The 16,388-nt window shown below is 68.3% G+C and carries 14 protein-coding genes and 2 pseudogenes; 12 read left to right on the forward strand and 4 right to left on the reverse strand.

From position 1 onward, the window contains the following. Window positions 1-249: 249 nt before the first annotated feature. The 9 genes and pseudogenes from CG723_RS08235 to CG723_RS08275 all read left to right on the forward strand — a co-directional run. Window positions 250-521, forward strand: a pseudogene (locus CG723_RS08235) (amino acid permease); the annotation flags it as partial. 304 nt (window positions 522-825) lie between these two features. Next, a complete protein-coding gene (gene kdpF, locus CG723_RS08240; protein ID WP_018536030.1) occupies window positions 826-915 on the forward strand; it encodes a K(+)-transporting ATPase subunit F in 90 nt (29 codons plus the stop codon). A gap of 8 nt (window positions 916-923) precedes the next feature. Continuing rightward, window positions 924-2,588: a potassium-transporting ATPase subunit KdpA gene (gene kdpA, locus CG723_RS08245; protein WP_100592647.1), complete on the forward strand. Its 1,665-nt coding sequence runs from the start codon at window positions 924-926 to the stop codon at window positions 2,586-2,588. Continuing rightward, entirely contained in the window at window positions 2,585-4,735 is a 2,151-nt protein-coding gene (gene kdpB, locus CG723_RS08250) for a potassium-transporting ATPase subunit KdpB (RefSeq protein WP_100592648.1), read from the forward strand. The genes kdpA and kdpB overlap by 4 nt, the downstream gene beginning before the upstream one ends. Window positions 4,736-4,740: 5 nt before the next feature. Then, window positions 4,741-5,448 (forward strand): potassium-transporting ATPase subunit C, encoded by a 708-nt coding sequence (locus CG723_RS08255; RefSeq protein WP_100592649.1) that lies wholly within the window; start codon window positions 4,741-4,743, stop codon window positions 5,446-5,448. A 121-nt stretch (window positions 5,449-5,569) separates the two neighbouring features. Beyond that, window positions 5,570-6,253: a response regulator gene (locus CG723_RS08260; RefSeq protein ID WP_100592650.1), complete on the forward strand. Its 684-nt coding sequence runs from the start codon at window positions 5,570-5,572 to the stop codon at window positions 6,251-6,253. Window positions 6,254-6,321: 68 nt separating this feature from the next. Further along, window positions 6,322-8,868 (forward strand): sensor histidine kinase, encoded by a 2,547-nt coding sequence (locus CG723_RS08265; protein ID WP_100592651.1) that lies wholly within the window; start codon window positions 6,322-6,324, stop codon window positions 8,866-8,868. Window positions 8,869-9,041: 173 nt separating this feature from the next. Then, window positions 9,042-9,327, forward strand: a pseudogene (locus tag CG723_RS47395) (amino acid permease); the annotation flags it as partial. A gap of 224 nt (window positions 9,328-9,551) precedes the next feature. Further along, entirely contained in the window at window positions 9,552-10,298 is a 747-nt protein-coding gene (locus CG723_RS08275) for a maleylpyruvate isomerase family mycothiol-dependent enzyme (protein ID WP_100592652.1), read from the forward strand. A gap of 593 nt (window positions 10,299-10,891) precedes the next feature. On the opposite strand, the gene CG723_RS08285 is transcribed toward CG723_RS08275, so the two are convergent. Further along, window positions 10,892-11,824 carry an alpha/beta fold hydrolase gene (locus CG723_RS08285; RefSeq protein ID WP_100592653.1) on the reverse strand — a complete coding sequence of 311 codons (933 nt, stop codon included), beginning with the start codon at window positions 11,822-11,824 and terminating at the stop codon, window positions 10,892-10,894. Window positions 11,825-12,227: 403 nt separating this feature from the next. Here CG723_RS08285 and CG723_RS08295 point away from each other — a divergent pair, with 403 nt between their 5' ends. The 3 genes from CG723_RS08295 to CG723_RS08300 all read left to right on the forward strand — a co-directional run bounded on the left by CG723_RS08295 (window position 12,228) and on the right by CG723_RS08300 (window position 13,873). After that, complete coding sequence (locus CG723_RS08295; RefSeq protein WP_100593746.1) at window positions 12,228-12,839, forward strand: TetR/AcrR family transcriptional regulator; 612 nt, start codon at window positions 12,228-12,230, stop codon at window positions 12,837-12,839. 416 nt (window positions 12,840-13,255) lie between these two features. Next, on the forward strand, window positions 13,256-13,411 hold the full coding sequence (locus CG723_RS46100; protein WP_234374299.1) for a DUF6131 family protein: 156 nt from the start codon (window positions 13,256-13,258) through the stop codon (window positions 13,409-13,411). 72 nt (window positions 13,412-13,483) lie between these two features. After that, window positions 13,484-13,873 (forward strand): hypothetical protein, encoded by a 390-nt coding sequence (locus tag CG723_RS08300; protein ID WP_100592655.1) that lies wholly within the window; start codon window positions 13,484-13,486, stop codon window positions 13,871-13,873. A 295-nt stretch (window positions 13,874-14,168) separates the two neighbouring features. Here the strand turns inward: CG723_RS08300 and CG723_RS08305 are convergent, their stop codons facing one another. Genes CG723_RS08305 through CG723_RS08315 form a run of 3 tightly spaced genes read right to left on the reverse strand, consistent with a single transcriptional unit; the run spans window position 14,169 to window position 16,112 of the window. Beyond that, entirely contained in the window at window positions 14,169-15,182 is a 1,014-nt protein-coding gene (locus CG723_RS08305; RefSeq protein WP_100592656.1) for an iron-containing redox enzyme family protein, read from the reverse strand. 14 nt (window positions 15,183-15,196) lie between these two features. Continuing rightward, window positions 15,197-15,439, reverse strand: coding sequence for a CDGSH iron-sulfur domain-containing protein (locus CG723_RS08310; RefSeq protein WP_100592657.1), 243 nt, complete (start codon window positions 15,437-15,439; stop codon window positions 15,197-15,199). Beyond that, a complete protein-coding gene (locus tag CG723_RS08315; RefSeq protein WP_100592658.1) occupies window positions 15,423-16,112 on the reverse strand; it encodes a HemK2/MTQ2 family protein methyltransferase in 690 nt (229 codons plus the stop codon). Before CG723_RS08315 ends, CG723_RS08310 begins: the two co-directional genes overlap by 17 nt. Window positions 16,113-16,388 lie beyond the last annotated feature (276 nt).

Here is a 16,388-nt window from a genome sequence, read left to right on the forward strand (position 1 = left end):
CTCTGATGGACACGCTGCCCCACCTTGACGTCCCGGTCAGGGTGCGGCCGTGGGGAAGGGCAGGCTCACTCCCGTGGAGTCGTGCGCGTCACGTGCTCATCAGGCTCAGGTCAAGGTCGGGGGGCTGTGGCGCGAAGATGCCGCAAAGGAGAGGTCGGAGACGGCGGTGAGAGGACAGAACCTGGGTGCACCCGCATAGCGCCTCCCCGTGTACGTGGGCCTTTCGTGATGTGTAGGAGCACGTGCCCCATGTCTGTCCTGACCGCCGAGCCCGGCGCCGCCCCTGCCGGGGCGAGGAACCCCCGGATACTGGCGAGCGCCATCGGCTCACTGCCCGCACCGGCCTGGCCGCCCTGTCTCTCGACGCGATGGCGTCAGTGGTGTACGGCCCGGAGGCGATCGTCCTGGTGCCGGCCGCCGCGGGGGCACGCGGCCTCGGCTTCACCCTGCCGGTCACGCTCGCTATCGCCGGACTGCTCGCGGTGCTCGTCGCTTCGTACCGGCAGGTGATCGCCGCGTTCCTGACGCCCTTCACCCTCGATGGCCCGCCCCTCGCCGGCGCGGGCCATCGGCGTATTCAGGCGGATGGGGGGTGGTGGTTCCTGCCGATGGATGAGCCGGCGTAAGAGTTCCGTCAAAGGCGTACGCGCCTCCGTAAGGGAGGCGTCAACGGCGCTCGAATTCGGCCAGGGAGGCGGTTTCCTCTAATCGTCCGTTCAATCCGAACCTCATCTAGGAGCTCGCGATGGCCGACCTGGCCTTCGTCGTCACCACGATCGCGGTGTTCGCGCTGGTGGCTCTCGTCGCCAAGGGGGTGACGAAGCTGTGACTGCCGAAAACATCGTCGGCCTGATCGTGGCCGTCGCCCTCCTCGGCTATCTGGTCCTCGCCCTCATCTACCCGGAGAGGTTCTGAGCACCGATATGAGCCCCGTACTCGCTGGTGTACTCCAGCTCCTCGCGCTGATAGTGGCGCTCGGCCTGGCCTACCGCCCCCTGGGCGACTACATGGCCCGGGTCTACTCCTCCGACAAGCACCTGCGCGTCGAGAAGTGGATCTACAAGGGCATCGGCGCCAATCCGAACGCCGAGATGCGCTGGATGGCGTACCTCCGCGGTGTGCTGGCCTTCTCGGCCGTGAGCGTGCTGTTCCTGTATCTGCTGCAGCGCTTCCAGGGCAGCCTGCCGGGTTCGCTCGGTTTCTCGGCGATCGACCCGGACCAGGCGTTCAACACGGCCGCGTCGTTCGTGTCGAACACCAACTGGCAGTCGTACTACGGCGAGCAGGCCATGGGCCACGTCGTGCAGACGGCTGGCCTGGCCGTGCAGAACTTCGTCTCTGCCGCTGTCGGTATCGCGGTGGCGGTCGCGCTGGTGCGGGGCTTCGCCCGCTCCCGCACGGGTGAGCTGGGCAACTTCTGGTCGGACCTGGTGCGCGGCACGGTCCGCATCCTGATCCCGATCTCCGTGGTCGGCGCGATCGTCCTCGTGGCGTGCGGCGCGATCCAGAACTTCTCCGGGATCCACGAGGTCGGCCAGTTCATGGGCGGCTCGCAGCAGTGGAACGGTGGCGCGGTCGCCTCGCAGGAGGCGATCAAGGAGCTGGGCACGAACGGCGGCGGTTACTTCAACGCCAACAGCGCCCACCCCTTCGAGAACCCCAACGGTTTCACGAACCTCTTCGAGATCTTCCTGATACTCGTCATCCCGTTCGCCCTCACGCGCACCTTCGGCCGCATGGTCGGCTCCCTGAAGCAGGGCTACGCGATCCTCGCGACCATGGTCACGATCTGGATCGGGTTCACGGCCCTGATGATGTGGACCGAGTTCCACCACGGCGCCCCGGCGTTCGACATCGCGGGCGGCGCGATGGAGGGCAAGGAGAACCGCTTCGGGGTCGGCGGCTCGTCGATCTTCGCGGTGGCGACCACATTGACGTCGACCGGTGCGGTGGACTCCTTCCACTCCTCGTTCACCGGGTTCGGCGGCGGCATCACGATGCTGGGTATGCAGCTGGGTGAGATCGCGCCCGGTGGTACCGGTTCCGGTCTCTACGGCATGCTGATCATGGCGATCATCGCGGTGTTCATCGCCGGTCTGATGGTCGGCCGTACGCCGGAGTACCTGGGCAAGAAGATCGGCACCCGCGAGATCAAGTTCGCGGCCTGCTACATCCTCATCACCCCGGCCCTGGTGCTGGTGTTCACGGCGATCTCGATGGCGCTGCCCACACCGCCGAACTCGATGCTCAACAGCGGCGCGCACGGATTCTCCGAGATCCTTTACGCGTATACGTCCGGCGCCAACAACAACGGTTCGGCCTTCGCCGGCCTCAGCGCGGACACGCAGTGGTTCAACACCACGATCGGGCTCGCGATGCTCCTTGGCCGGTTCCTGCCGATGGTGTTCGTCCTCGCCCTGGCGGGCTCGCTCGCCGAGCAGAGGCCCGTCCCCGCCACGGCCGGCACCCTGCGCACCGAGAAGCCGCTGTTCACCGGACTCCTCGTCGGCACGATCCTCATCCTCACCGGCCTGACCTACTTCCCCGCCCTCGCGCTGGGCCCGCTGGCCGAGGGGCTGGCGTCATGACCACTCGTATAGCCAAGACCCGTACAGAAAACGACGAGGACGCGATGTCCCAAGCCACTCCGACCCGGGCGCCGCACAGCGATGTGCCGACCGGTCACAAGGACGAAGGACGTGTCGGCGCGGGTCTGTTCGACCCGAAGCAGCTGCTGAAGTCGCTGCCGGACGCCTGCCGCAAGCTCGACCCGCGCATCATGGTCAAGTCGCCCGTGATGTTCGTGGTGCTGGTCGGCTCGGTCCTGACGACGGTGTTCTCCTTCAAGGATCCGAGCGACTGGTTCGGCTGGGCGATCAGTGCCTGGCTGTGGCTGACTGTGATCTTCGCGAACCTGGCGGAGGCGGTGGCCGAGGGCCGCGGCAAGGCGCAGGCGGACACCCTGCGCAAGGCCAAGACCGACACCGTCGCGCGCCGCCTGTCCAAGGACGGCAAGACCGAGGACCAGGTGCCGGGCACGGCCCTGACCGTCGGCGACCTGGTGGTGTGTGAGGCGGGCGACATCATCCCCGGCGACGGTGACGTCGTCGAAGGCGTCGCGTCCGTGGACGAGTCGGCCATCACCGGTGAGTCCGCGCCCGTCATCCGCGAGTCCGGTGGCGACCGGTCCGCGGTCACCGGCGGTACGAAGGTCCTCTCCGACCGCATCGTCATCAAGATCACGACGAAGCCCGGTGAGACGTTCATCGACCGCATGATCGCCCTGGTCGAGGGCGCCGCGCGTCAGAAGACGCCCAACGAGATCGCGCTCAACATCCTCCTCGCGTCGCTCACCATCGTGTTTCTCCTCGCGTGCGCCACACTGCCGCCGTTCGCGGACTACGCGGGCAAGCACCTCACGATGGTCGTCCTGGTGGCCCTGCTGGTGTGTCTGATTCCGACGACGATCGGCGCGCTGCTGTCCGCGATCGGCATCGCGGGCATGGACCGCCTCGTTCAGCGCAACGTCCTCGCCATGTCCGGCAGGGCGGTCGAGGCCGCCGGCGACGTATCCACCCTGCTGCTCGACAAGACCGGCACCATCACGCTCGGCAACCGGCAGGCCTCCGAATTCGTGCCGGTGACCGGCACCCGCGAGGCCGAGGTCGCGGACGCCGCGCAGCTGTCCTCGCTGGCCGACGAGACCCCCGAGGGGCGGTCGATCGTGGTCCTGGCGAAGGAGAAGTACGGGCTGCGTGAGCGGCAGCGTGGCGAGCTGGCCGGCGCCGAGTGGATCGCCTTCACCGCCCAGACCCGCATGTCCGGCGTCGACGTCGACGGGCGCAAGATCCGCAAGGGCGCTGCCGGTTCGGTCATCACCTGGGTCAAGGAGCATGGCGGCCAGGTCTCCGACGATGCGGACACCCTGGCCAACCGAATCTCCGAGGCAGGCGGCACTCCGCTACTGGTCGCCGTAGAGGACGACAAGGGTGCCCGCGTACTGGGTGTCATCCACCTCAAGGACGTCGTCAAGGAGGGCATGCGCGAGCGGTTCGACGAGCTGCGCCGCATGGGCATCAAGACCGTCATGATCACGGGCGACAACCCGCTGACGGCCAAGGCCATCGCGGACGAAGCGGGCGTGGACGACTTCCTCGCGGAGGCCACTCCCGAGGACAAGATGGCCCTCATCAAGCGCGAGCAGGCGGGCGGCAAGCTCGTCGCGATGACCGGCGACGGCACCAACGACGCCCCCGCCCTCGCCCAGGCCGATGTCGGCGTGGCGATGAACACGGGAACGTCGGCCGCCAAAGAGGCCGGCAACATGGTCGACCTCGACTCCAACCCGACCAAGCTCATCGAGATCGTCGAGATCGGCAAACAACTCCTCATCACCCGGGGCGCGTTGACGACGTTCTCCATCGCCAACGACGTCGCGAAGTACTTCGCGATCATCCCGGCGCTGTTCGCGGCGGTCTACCCGGGCCTCGACAAGCTCAACATCATGCACTTGTCCTCACCTGACTCGGCGATCCTGTCCGCGGTCATCTTCAACGCGCTCGTCATCATCGCGCTCGTACCGCTCGCCCTGCGCGGCGTGCAGTACCGGCCGGTGAGCGCGGACAAGTTGCTGCGCCGCAACCTCGGGATCTATGGCCTGGGCGGACTGATCGCGCCGTTCATCGGCATCAAGATCATCGACGTACTCATCTCCCTCATCCCCGGAATCGGCTGATCACGATGAACAACTCAGTGGCAAACACGGGTCGGTTGCTGTGGGCGGGACTGCGTGCGCTGCTCGTCCTGACCGTCGTCTGCGGTGTGATCTACCCGCTCGCCGTGACCGGCGTCGCGCAGGCCGTCTTCCACGACAAGGCCAACGGCTCGGAGATCAAGTCCGAGGGCAAGGTCGTCGGCTCGTCCCTCATCGGCCAGCGCTACGACCTGCCGCTCAAGAAGGGCCAGGAGACCGCGGAACCCGACCTCAAGTGGTTCCAGCCGCGCCCCTCCAACGGCCTGGGCGAAAACAGCGTCAACACCCAGTACAAGCTGATCCTTTCCGGTGCCACCAACCTGTCCGGCGACAACGGTGCGATCAACGGGAAGTGCACAGCGAAGTCGGAGGAAGGCACCCTCTGCGCCCAGGTGGTGGCCGCCAAGGCAGCCGTCATCAAGGACAACTCGGTCGGCGGCTACACGGTCAAGCTCTCCGACGTCCCCGCCGACGCGGTGACGTCCTCCGGCTCCGGCCTCGACCCGGACATCTCCCCGGCGTACGCCGACCTCCAGGTCCACCGGATCGCGGAGCGGAACGGCCTGTCCGTCACCCAGGTGGACAAGCTCGTCAAGGACCACACCAGCAGCCGCATCCTCGGCTTCATGGGTGAGCCCCGCGTCAACGTCCTCGAACTCAACGTCGCACTCAAGGAACTCGTGGCGAAGAGCTGATGGCCTTATGCGCACCACGCGGGAGTTGGCGTACGGGACACCCCCGATGCGTCAACTCCCGTAGCCATGAAGCAGGTTCCGCAGGCTCCGGCCTTCCGTACAAGAGGAAAGGCGCACACCGATGACCCGGGTGCTGGTGGTGGAGGACGATCCTCAGCTCGTCCGGGCCCTCGTGATCAACCTGGAGGCCCGCCGATACGGAGTGGACCCGGCACCCGACGGCGCCACCGCCCTACGTCTTGCCGCCGCGCGCCAGCCCGACGTGGTCGTACTCGACCTGGGCCTGCCCGACATGGACGGCACGGACGTCATCAAGGCGCTGCGCGGCTGGACCCGCGTACCGATCCTGGTGCTCTCCGCCCGTAGCGCCTCCGACGAGAAGGTCGCCGCGCTGGACGCGGGTGCCGACGACTACATCACCAAACCGTTCAGCATGGACGAACTGCTGGCCCGCCTGCGGGCGGCCGTCCGCCGCACCGAGGCCGCTCCGCTCGCCCCCGACATCGTCCTGGTCACGACCGACGAGTTCTCCATCGACCTGCTCGCCAAGAAGGCCAGCCGAGGCGGACACGACGTACGCCTCACGCCGACCGAATGGCACCTGCTGGAGATCCTGGTCACCAACCCCGGGCGACTCATCACGCAGAAGTACCTGCTCCAGGAGGTCTGGGGCGCGTCCCAGAGCAACAAGACCAACTATCTGCGCGTCTATATGGCCCAGCTGCGGCGGAAACTGGAGACGGATCCCGCCCACCCGCGCTACCTCATCACCGAGCCCGGCATGGGATACCGCTTCGACAGCTGACCCGCGCTTTCGTTACCCGGCCCCAGCACTCCCACAGCCTCCGCCCGTAGAGACGAAGAGACGAGAAGATGGCACGCGGCAAGCTTCGGATATACCTCGGTGCGGCACCGGGTGTCGGCAAGACGTACGCGATGCTGTCCGAGGCGCACCGTCGCGTCGAGCGGGGGACCGACTGTGTGGTCGGATTCGTGGAGCACCACGACCGGCCGCGCACCGAGGTGATGCTGCACGGCCTGGAGCAGGTCGTGCGCAAGGAACTGCAGTACCGCGGCAGCGTCTTCACGGAGATGGACGTCGACGCGGTGCTCGCCCGGCGTCCCCAGGTGGCCCTGGTCGATGAACTCGCGCACACGAACATCCCGGGCTCGCGCAACGCCAAGCGCTGGCAGGACGTCGAGGAACTCCTTGCGGCCGGCATCGACGTCATCTCGACCGTCAACATCCAGCATCTGGAGTCGCTCGGCGACGTCGTCGAGTCGATCACCGGCATCCGGCAGCGTGAGACCGTCCCTGACGAGGTCGTACGACGGGCCGACCAGATCGAACTGGTCGACATGTCGCCGCCCGCCCTGCGCCGCCGGATGGCACACGGCAACATCTACAAGCCCGACAAGGTCGACGCGGCACTGTCGAACTACTTCCGGCCCGGCAACCTGACCGCGTTGCGCGAACTGGCCCTGTTGTGGGTGGCGGACCGGGTCGACGCCTATCTGACCGAGTACCGCAGCGAGCACCGGGTCTCGAAGATCTGGGGCTCGCGTGAGCGGATCGTCGTGGGACTGACGGGTGGCCCTGAGGGCCGCACGCTGATCCGCCGGGCCGCGCGGCTCGCGGAGAAGGGTGCGGGCGGTGAGGTAATGGCCGTCTACATCGCCCGCAGTGACGGATTGACCTCCGCGTCACCGAAGGAGCTGGTGGTCCAGCGGACCCTCGTGGAGGACCTGGGCGGCACTTTCCACCACGTCATCGGCGACGACATCCCCACCGCACTCCTGGACTTCGCGCGCGGCGTCAACGCCACCCAGATCGCCCTCGGAGTGTCCCGCCGCAAGGGCTGGCAGTACGTCTTCGGTCCGGGTGTCGGTGCCACCGTCGCCCGGGACTCGGGCCCCGACCTGGACGTCCACCTGATCACGCACGACGAGGCGGGAAAGGGGCGCGGACTGCCTGTCGCCCGGACTGCGCGCCTCGGCCGGTCCCGGGTCGTCCTGGGCTGGCTGGCCGGTGTGGCCGGCCCGGCCCTCCTCACGCTGCTGCTCACCGGCGTGGCCCCCGAAGTCGGCCTGGCCAACGACATGCTGCTGTTCCTCGCGCTGACGGTGGCCGCGGCCCTGCTGGGCGGGCTCTACCCGGCGCTCGCGTCGGCGCTCGTGGGTTCCCTGCTGCTGAACTGGTTCTTCACCCCGCCCGTCCACACCCTCACGATCGCCGACCCCAAGAACGTCGTCGCCATCGCGATCTTCGTCGGCGTCGCCGTGTCGGTGGCCTCCGTGGTGGACCTCGCAGCCCGGCGCACTCATCAGGCGGCCCGGCTGCGCGCCGAGTCGGAGATCCTCTCCTTCCTGGCGGGCAGTGTGCTGCGCGGAGAGACCAGCCTGGAGGCCCTGCTCGAACGGGTCCGGGAGACCTTCGGGATGGAGTCGGTGGCGCTGCTGGAGCGGGCCGGCGACGTGGAGCCGTGGACCTGCGCGGGCAGCGTGGGTACGGGAGCGGTGGTCGGACGTCCGGAGGACGCGGATGCCGACATGCCGGTCGGTGACCGTATGGCGCTGGCGTTGTCCGGGCGCGTGCTGCCGGCGGAGGACAGGCGGGTCCTGGCCGCTTTCGCCGCCCAGGCCGCGGTGGTCCTGGACCGTCAGCGACTCCAGTCCGAGGCCGACCAGTCCCGCTCGCTGGCCGAGGGCAACCGCATCCGCACCGCGCTGCTGGCCGCCGTCAGCCACGACCTGCGTACGCCACTGGCCGGAATCAAGGCAGCGGTCTCCTCACTGAGGTCCGACGACGTGGCATGGTCCGAAGAGGACCATGCGGAACTGCTCGAGGGCATCGAGGACGGTGCCGACCGCCTCGACAACCTGGTGGGCAACTTGCTGGACATGTCCCGGCTGCAGACGGGCACGGTCACTCCGCTGATCCGCGAGATCGACCTCGACGAGGTGGTGCCGATGGCGCTCGGCGGGGTTCCTGAGGGCAGCGTGGAGCTGGAGATCCCGGAGACCCTGCCGATGGTCACCGTCGACCCGGGCCTTCTCGAGCGGTCGGTCGCCAACCTCGTTGAGAACGCGGTGAAGTACAGCCCCTCCGGCGAGCGGGTCCTGGTGTCCGCGAGTGCCATCGCCGACCGGGTGGAGGTACGAGTGGTGGACCGGGGCCCTGGCGTCCCCGACGAGGCCAAGGACCGGATCTTCGAGCCCTTCCAGCGCTACGGCGACGCCCCCGGCGGGGCGGGCGTCGGCCTCGGCCTCGCGGTCGCCCGCGGCTTCGCCGAGGCGATGGGCGGCACACTGAGCGCGGAGGACACCCCCGGCGGTGGCCTCACCATGGTCCTCACCTTGCCGACCGCGTCCGGCCTTGAGCCGGCCCGCCCCGACCTTCCCGAGACCGCCACCTCCTAGCCGCTCAGGGCTCGGCCGTGTGGGCCGAGTGGCCCCGACGGCACGGCCTGGCAGGGGACTCACCGCCGCAGCGTGAGGCCTTGGGCATCCTTGACGCGCCTTGCCGCGGGGGCCCGGCCACACTGGCCTCGACCGGTATCCATCCCGCTGCGCCCTGCACCGAGAGGTCCCCCGTGGCGTTCGGCTTGGCCCGCCGCGAACTGCGGCCGAGGGTTCCGTTGCGACCAGGGGAAGGCGAGCGCTACCACCTCACCGGTCTCGAAGGGCTCGCAGCCCTTTCGCTGGACGCGCTGAGTTCGGTCGCGTACGGACCCGAGGCGATCGTGCTCGTCCTGATCGCCGCCGCTACCCGGCGCGCTGACCGCCACGTTGCCGGTGACGCTGGTCATCGCCGCACTGCTGGCCGTGCTCGTCGTCTCGTACGAGCAGGTGATCGCCGTCCACCCGGACGGCGGTGGCGAGGCCCGTGAGGACCTCGAACGCTTCCTGCCAGCGGGCAGGATCGATGCTGTGACCTGCTGCCGCCGTCTGATCTTCTGTCTTCACACACCGATGATCACCGGTGGCCGCGCCCATTCCGCGGATCGGCCTCCAACAGCAGGACCACGAACCGCTGTTGGAGCATTCGCAGGTCAGTGGTAAGGCGAAGGGCCACTGTCAGCGGCGGGTGATAGGAAGCTGGGATGACCCAGACACCCGCCTTCGAAGACCTGTTGGCCCTGGTCCAGGACCGCTCCGCCGCCCTGCGCAGCAGCGTCGCGGCCTCCCCCGATCTGGATGTCCGCGTCCCCAGCTGCCCCGACTGGTCGCTCCGCGACCTCGTTGAGCACCTTACCGAGGTGCATCGGTTCTGGGCGGCGGCGGTCGTGGCCGGTCCCAGCGAGAAGCCCCCGACGGTGCCGGCCGATGACACGCTCTCAGCTGACCTACTGGCCCGTTCGGCCGCAGCCACCCAAGAACTGATCGTCGCCCTGCGAGCCGCAGGTCCGGCGGTCGACTGCTGGACATGGTGGAGCGACTCCGACGTCCCGACGACGAGTGGTGCCGTGGCGCGCCATCAGGTCCAGGAGGCCGCTGTCCACGCCTTCGACGCCCAGTTGGCCACCGGAACTCCCCAGCCCGTCCCGACGGCTGTCGCCCTCGACGGCATCGCCGAGTTCATCGGCGTCAGTCATGGCACCGCCGGCCCCTGGCCGCATGATCCGGCCCGGATCGGCCTGCACGCCGCCGAGGGCGAGTCATGGCTGGTCGACCTGTCGACGTCGGGCTCACACCTCATCGACGGCCCACATGAAACAGACGCCGACCTCCACGGATCCGCGAGCAACCTGTTGCTCGCCCTGCACGGCCGCCGCCCCTTGGACAGCCTGCGAAGCGAGGGTGACCGCGCCACCCTGGAGAACCTCCTGAACTGGCCCGACCTGGGCTGACGTCCCAGCTCGAGAAACCCCCTGCAGGGCGGGGCGCCTACGCTCTGGCCTGCGGCCCCCGCCAGCCAGATCGCGGTCTACAGCTGGAGTACTAAGCCCAAGCCGGTGAGAGCCGACCCACCTCCGCCGGCGCGGAGAGCACGACCTGATCGAGGCCGGGGCGCCGGCTGAAGCCGACCCACCTCCGCCGGCGCGGAGAGCACCAGCGCCGCCGATCTCGCCCAGGGCGTGTTCGGCCTCGAACATGGCGCCTTCGACGTCCGGCAGTGGGACGGTGGTGAAGTTGCCGAAACGCCCCGGATGCCGAGATCTGAGGGTCGTCATCTTCTTGAGTACGGGGATGAACTGGGGGCTGTCCGCGGCCTGCCCCGGGGTCAGGACGAACGCAGGCGGGCGGCACTTGTGGTCGGCAGCGAGGTGGACCTTGCTGGTCAACCCGCCCCTGGAGCTTGCGAGGAGAGGGGCATCCAGTCGTAGCCTGCGCCGACGCCGGAGATGTCGTCGCTCCTCCCGCTCGGGGGCGAGAGTCGCGTTCGGTGAGTTCGTGGTGAGCCGGAACAGGCAGGTCGCCCGGCAGGCGGGTTCGGCCGGTGTCAGTCGCCTTGAGCGATGAAGCCGGATAGTGCGGCGGTGACGGCGTCGGGTTGTTCGTCCGGGATGAAGTGTCCTGCGTCCGGCACGACGACCCCGGTGGCGTTGTCGGCCCATGGCCTGATGGAAGCTGCCATGTCGGGGATGGAGCCGTGGCTGCTGGAAATCCCGAGCACCGGCACCGTCAGGTGCTGTTGTTCAAGGGCCTCGTGGTTCTTGCGCGCCGATTCAGCGGCGTCTCGGTAGTAGGCCAGGGAAGCGCGGAGTCCACCGTCAGCGGTGATGGCCGCGGCGTACTGCTCGATCTCGGCGTCGTCGAAGGTGTCGGGGGAGAGGGATTTGACCTTCAGGAACCAGTCGACGTATTCGCGTTCGCGGCCTGTGAGCAGTGTCTCGGGCAGGTCGGGCACGAGATGGAATGCGAAGTGCCACGTTTTCCACGCCACCTCGGGGTCGGTCGGGATGGAGCCGGGGAGTGTGATGCCGGGGATTCCGGCGTCGAGCAGTGCGACGCCACGCAGCTGGCTCTGGTACTTCAAGGCGAGGGAGAAGGCGACCCACGCGCCGATGTCGTGGGCGGCCAGCCAGTATGTCGAAACTCCGAGCGCGTTCACCGCCGCGTGGACGTATGCGGCGATCGTGTGTGTGTCGTAACTGCCGTCCGGGCGTTCGGAGTGGCCCTGGCCCGGCAGGTCGATCGCGATGACGTGGAACCGGTCGGCCAGGCCGGGCATCACCTTTCGCCATGCCCGCCAGGTCTGCGGGAATCCAGCGAGCAGCACGACGGCTGGGCCGTTCGGCTGACCGCCTTCAACCGCGTGAAGTCGGACGCCGCCCGCGTCGACCCAGCGGTGGGTGAAGCCGGCCAGGTCGTGCAGTGGCAGGTCACGGACTGGGTTGTCGGGGACGCTGGCGGCGGTTGCGGGGTCAGTCACGGTTTTCCTCCATCGGTGTGGGGTGCGCTGGTTCGGCGTGTCGGCCGAGGGCGAGGCCCGCGAGCGAGGTTGGCGAGACCATCGTCGTGGTGAAGGGCCCGAAGCCCATCTGTGGCGCCCGGAGCGCATACAGCGGAATCGGCAGCGTCCCACCCAGCATGACCGGGGCGTACACCGCGGCCACGAGCCAGAACCCGGCACCCGTCGGCGGACGGAACAGCCTGTGCGCGGACGTCTGGCGCGATGTCGTCGATCACCGTGCGGCCTTTCGGGTGCGAGAACCAAGACCTTCACGCCAACCATCTTGGATCGATCGGTCAAAGATAACTCGACCGATCGATCCAAGATGCGAGTAGGCTCTGAGCGGAGACGTGACAGGGACGTGAAGGAGGAGGTGGACGCCGTGTCAGGCCGAAAGCAGTTCGATATCGGCGCGGCTCTGGACCAGGCCATGCGGGTGTTCTGGCAGCGCGGGTACGCGGACGCCTCACTCGATGCCCTCGGTTCGGCCACCGGCCTCGGCCGCGGCTCCCTCTACGGCGCCTTCGGCAACAAGGACGCCCTGTTCGGCAAGTGCCTCGACCGCTACGCGTCGATCTACGGCGCGCAGTATGAGCAGGCGCTCGCCGCGCACCCCGGTGATCCGGTGCGCGCGGTCGGGGCATTCTTCGACGTCGTCCTGAGGCGTATCGCCGACCCGTCGGTCCCCGTGGGATGCCTCATCGCCCAGTCCGCCACGCAGTCACTGACGCTGAAGGAGGAGAACAGCGCGCAGGTGCGTGGCCTGCTCGACATGCAGCGCCAACGGATACGCGCGGCACTGGCGGACTCCTCGGCCGACAGCCAAACGCTCGACGAGCTCGCCACATTTGTCGTCGCTGTCAACCAATCGCTGGCCGTACTGAGCCGTGTTGGCGCCTCCGACGCCGAGCTGCGCTCCGTGACCCGGCTCGCATGCACCACGGTGGCGGACACCCTCGCCCGGGCAGTTTCCGAGGACGTCACCCAAAGCTGACGGGCACCGGCCCCGCCAGAACTCGGCTTTCTGCAACCCGGCATGCCGACAGGCACTGCCGTCGACGTGATGCCGAGATGGGTCGGCGAGTCACGTCCGCTGCGGTCGGTCATGACTACCTCGCGACTCGGTGGTCCGGGGGCGCGATCCGGCAGTGGGCGCCTCGCCTCGATCACCGTGAGCCGGTGTCCCGCGACACAACAAGTGGGACTCCCTTTCGGTGAGCGTGATGAGGGGAGAGGCGCGACCGGCCCACCCCATGGGCATCGCCAGGACGGACTCTGGGACATAGCCGAACTCCGTCATCGCGACACTCGTCATCGAGACGTATGGGCTCCTCACGCGGGTACAGCACGCCGCAAGATGCCGGACGTGCCTAGGCTGGATGGAGCGGCACAGTGAAATCGGAGGACCTCATGATCGCTCTCGGTGTAATTCTGCTGGTCGTCGGCTTCGTCACGGGAATCAGCATCCTGTGGACCATCGGTGTCATCCTCGTCGTCATCGGAGCCATCCTCTGGATCATGGGAGCGGTCGGACACTCCGTCGGCGGACGCAAGCATTACTGGTAACGAGCACGTCATCAGGGGGAGCGCGGCAGGCGCGGTGGGGTTCTTCCCACCACCAGAGAGGCAGGCCAGACCATGGCTGAGCAGCCGAAGTCCCAGCCCTCGCACGGCGAGGGCCCAGGCCCGCACAAGGGCACCAAACAGCACGGTTGGTCTCCCGATGTCGACGAGACCCGTCAGCAGGACAACCCGAGCGCCCACCGCTCCTTCCACCCCGACCAGCACGCCCCCGCCAAGGGCCCCGGGCGCGAGGTTTCCAAAGATGAGGCCGGGAACACGCATGGCAAGCCCGTGAAAAGCAGGGGGCGCCGCGGCGAGGACCAGAGCAAGGCCGGCAGTGACGAGAAGGGTATGCACGACACCGGTCCCCGGGGTCGTTCCCAGCGCCCCAGCGGAACCAAGGACGCATCCGCCTCCACCGGCGTCGACCCCAAGGACCCGCCAGGCACGCGCAGCGCAGGCTGAACATCGCGACCGGATCCGCTGTGGATGTCCTGCGGCGGCGGCCCTTGCTCCCCGCAATAGTGTGACGGCTTCGCAAAGAAAAGAGCAGGAGTCGCCAAGCGACGATCCGAAGGCGCCCGCGCTCGACGTCCTCCGGATGGAGCCGTTTCCGCGGAGATTGCGGCGAGCTGCGACCGTTCGGGCGACGGCAGGACGACAAGCCGGTCGAATGCGCGGCCCGGGCCCGTGCGCCTCAAGTGGCGCGGAGCGAAAGGGCCCTGCTGGCCAGGAGGGGACCGAACAGTCGGGTCAGCTGCTACAACGGCGTGCGCAGCGCGGTGCGCTGATCGCGCCAGGCTCCCAAGAGCTGTCGTCCGAGGCGTTCTTCCAAGAGGACGGTGGCTTGGACGCCGAAGGCGATGTCTGGCTCGAGCATGGGTTCGCTTGCTCGCAGCCCGCCGATGACATCGCGACGCACTACCTGTTCGTGGACCGCGTCGGCCTCCACGTGCTCGTCGTAGAAGCGGGCCGCGGCGGGTCCCGCGCCGGTACGCCGCAGGGCCGAGGCCAGTCGCCGCGAGCTGGGGGGCGACGTTACTTCGACAGCGGCGAAGTGCCCCACCAGGGCTCCGCGCAGAGCACGGTGCAGGCCGAACAGAGACATGACGTTGACGGTGGCCAGGGCTTCCGCTGGAGCCGTTTCGACATAGTGCCCGTAAGCGGTGCGCAGGCCGAGGTCCGCCATGAGGTCGGCGAAGAGCTGGGCGTGGATGTCCTCCGGGTGTCCCGCGCCGAACTCGTCGAACTCGACGGCCACCATGGCGGCTTTGGCGCGGCCGTGCAGACGGGGGAGGACCCAGGCGTGGGGGTCGGCTTCCTTGAGGTGATAGAGGGAGCGCACGGCCGCGTACTCCCTGAGCTGCTCCAACGTGCCGTCCCTCTGGAGGTAGTGGCTGACGCTCGACTCGTCGTGACCGACGGGTTCCACCAGAAGCGGGGCAAGAGCCTCGTCGGCATCGGTCCGTGGCGGCACGTCAGTGCGCAGCGCGTCGAGGAAGCGCTGTTCGAGCAGACCGCGCAGGGCGAGCAGCTCCGGATTCCACTCGTGTTCGTCGCTGACGCCGTCGAAGCCTTGGTAGTGCAGTTCGTAGAGAACGTACAGAGCGAGCTGGAGATCGTCTCCGTATGGGTCGACAGTGCGCGGCGATGCGAGCGGCAGTGGCGCCGTGGCGGCGCCGCCGAGCGTTTTGAGGACTGTGGTCGACAATTCGCCCCGGGGCTGGGGAAGTGGGGGGCTGTGACCGCGTGGCTCCTGGCTGTCCGGCTGCATGAGGGGGTCCTTCCTCAGGCCTCGGAGTCCGATGCGGGCGGGGGTGCGTGGTCGGTCCGGGGTTTCGTGCGGCGCCGGTGGCTGGTGTCGCACCACGGGTAGTTACGGCTTCGCCGGCACGTGCAGATCGCGACGGTGAAGCGTTGCGAGACGAATACGGTGCCGTCGTCAACTACTACTCTTACGGGGCCCTCCACCAGCAGGGGTCCGTCAGGGTCGACGGTGACGTGGCGTGCGCGTTCAGATCTTTTCGGCACGGATGACCACCAGCTCTTCCCAGCTCTCCTCGCCCACGAGTCCTCGGCGGCGCAGCCATGCCGTCCGGGAGCGCAGGACCGGGCCGAAGGGGATGTGGGCTCGGTCGACGACGGCGGGGTGGAGTCCTGTGCCGGCGAGCCGCTCGAGTGTGGCCTCGGTGCCGGACAGTGCCGACTGCACGAGCAGCAGGGCTCCGCCCGGCCGCAAGGCTGCGGGGGCGGCGTCACAGATACGGTCCACCAAGGCGCGTCCGTCGGGTCCCGCGTCCCACGAGCGTGCCTTGCCGCGACTCGGCAGGCCGACCGAAGGGCAGGGCACGTACGGCGGATTGCTGACGATGATGTCGTATGAGCGACCTTGGAGCGCGTTGGTCAGGTCTCCGCGGCGGACGGTGACGTGATGCCGTGACAGGCGCGCGTTGAGACGCGCGGCCCACACAGCACGCCACGAGATGTCGACAGCGGTCACACGGGCTCCCATGCGCGCGGCCTGGACGGCGAGCGCTCCGCTGCCGGTCCCCAGATCCAGCACACGGGTGGTGGGCCCTATGTTCTCCCCGCACAGCGCCTGGACGAGTATCTGCGTGTCCCTCTGCGGTGCGTACACGCCGGGCGGCGTGAGCAAGCGGGGCGGGCGCGACGGAGCCGGTGCTGACTGGACCTCTGCGGTCATCGGATTCCACTCCGTGTGGACATTGTGCGTGACTACTGTGGCACCGGGTGCCCTGTGGGGTGAGATCCACACGTGCGGCCTCTTGTGGTGGATGTGGTTGCGCTGCCGAAGTGGCGCTGGGTTGCGGCGGCACCTCGAGCAGAGGTGCTCGCGGTACACCTCTGGGCGACGACGACCGGCGGTTGCTGCGGAGACTCGCCGGCTTGGTCGCAGACCATGATCGTCGCCAAGGATGCCTACACCGACCCGGTCTTCCAGGCGCGACGGAGCGCGCCG

It is taken from the genome of Streptomyces sp. CB01635 (genome assembly GCF_002803065.1).
Classification (GTDB): Bacteria; Actinomycetota; Actinomycetes; order Streptomycetales; family Streptomycetaceae; genus Streptomyces.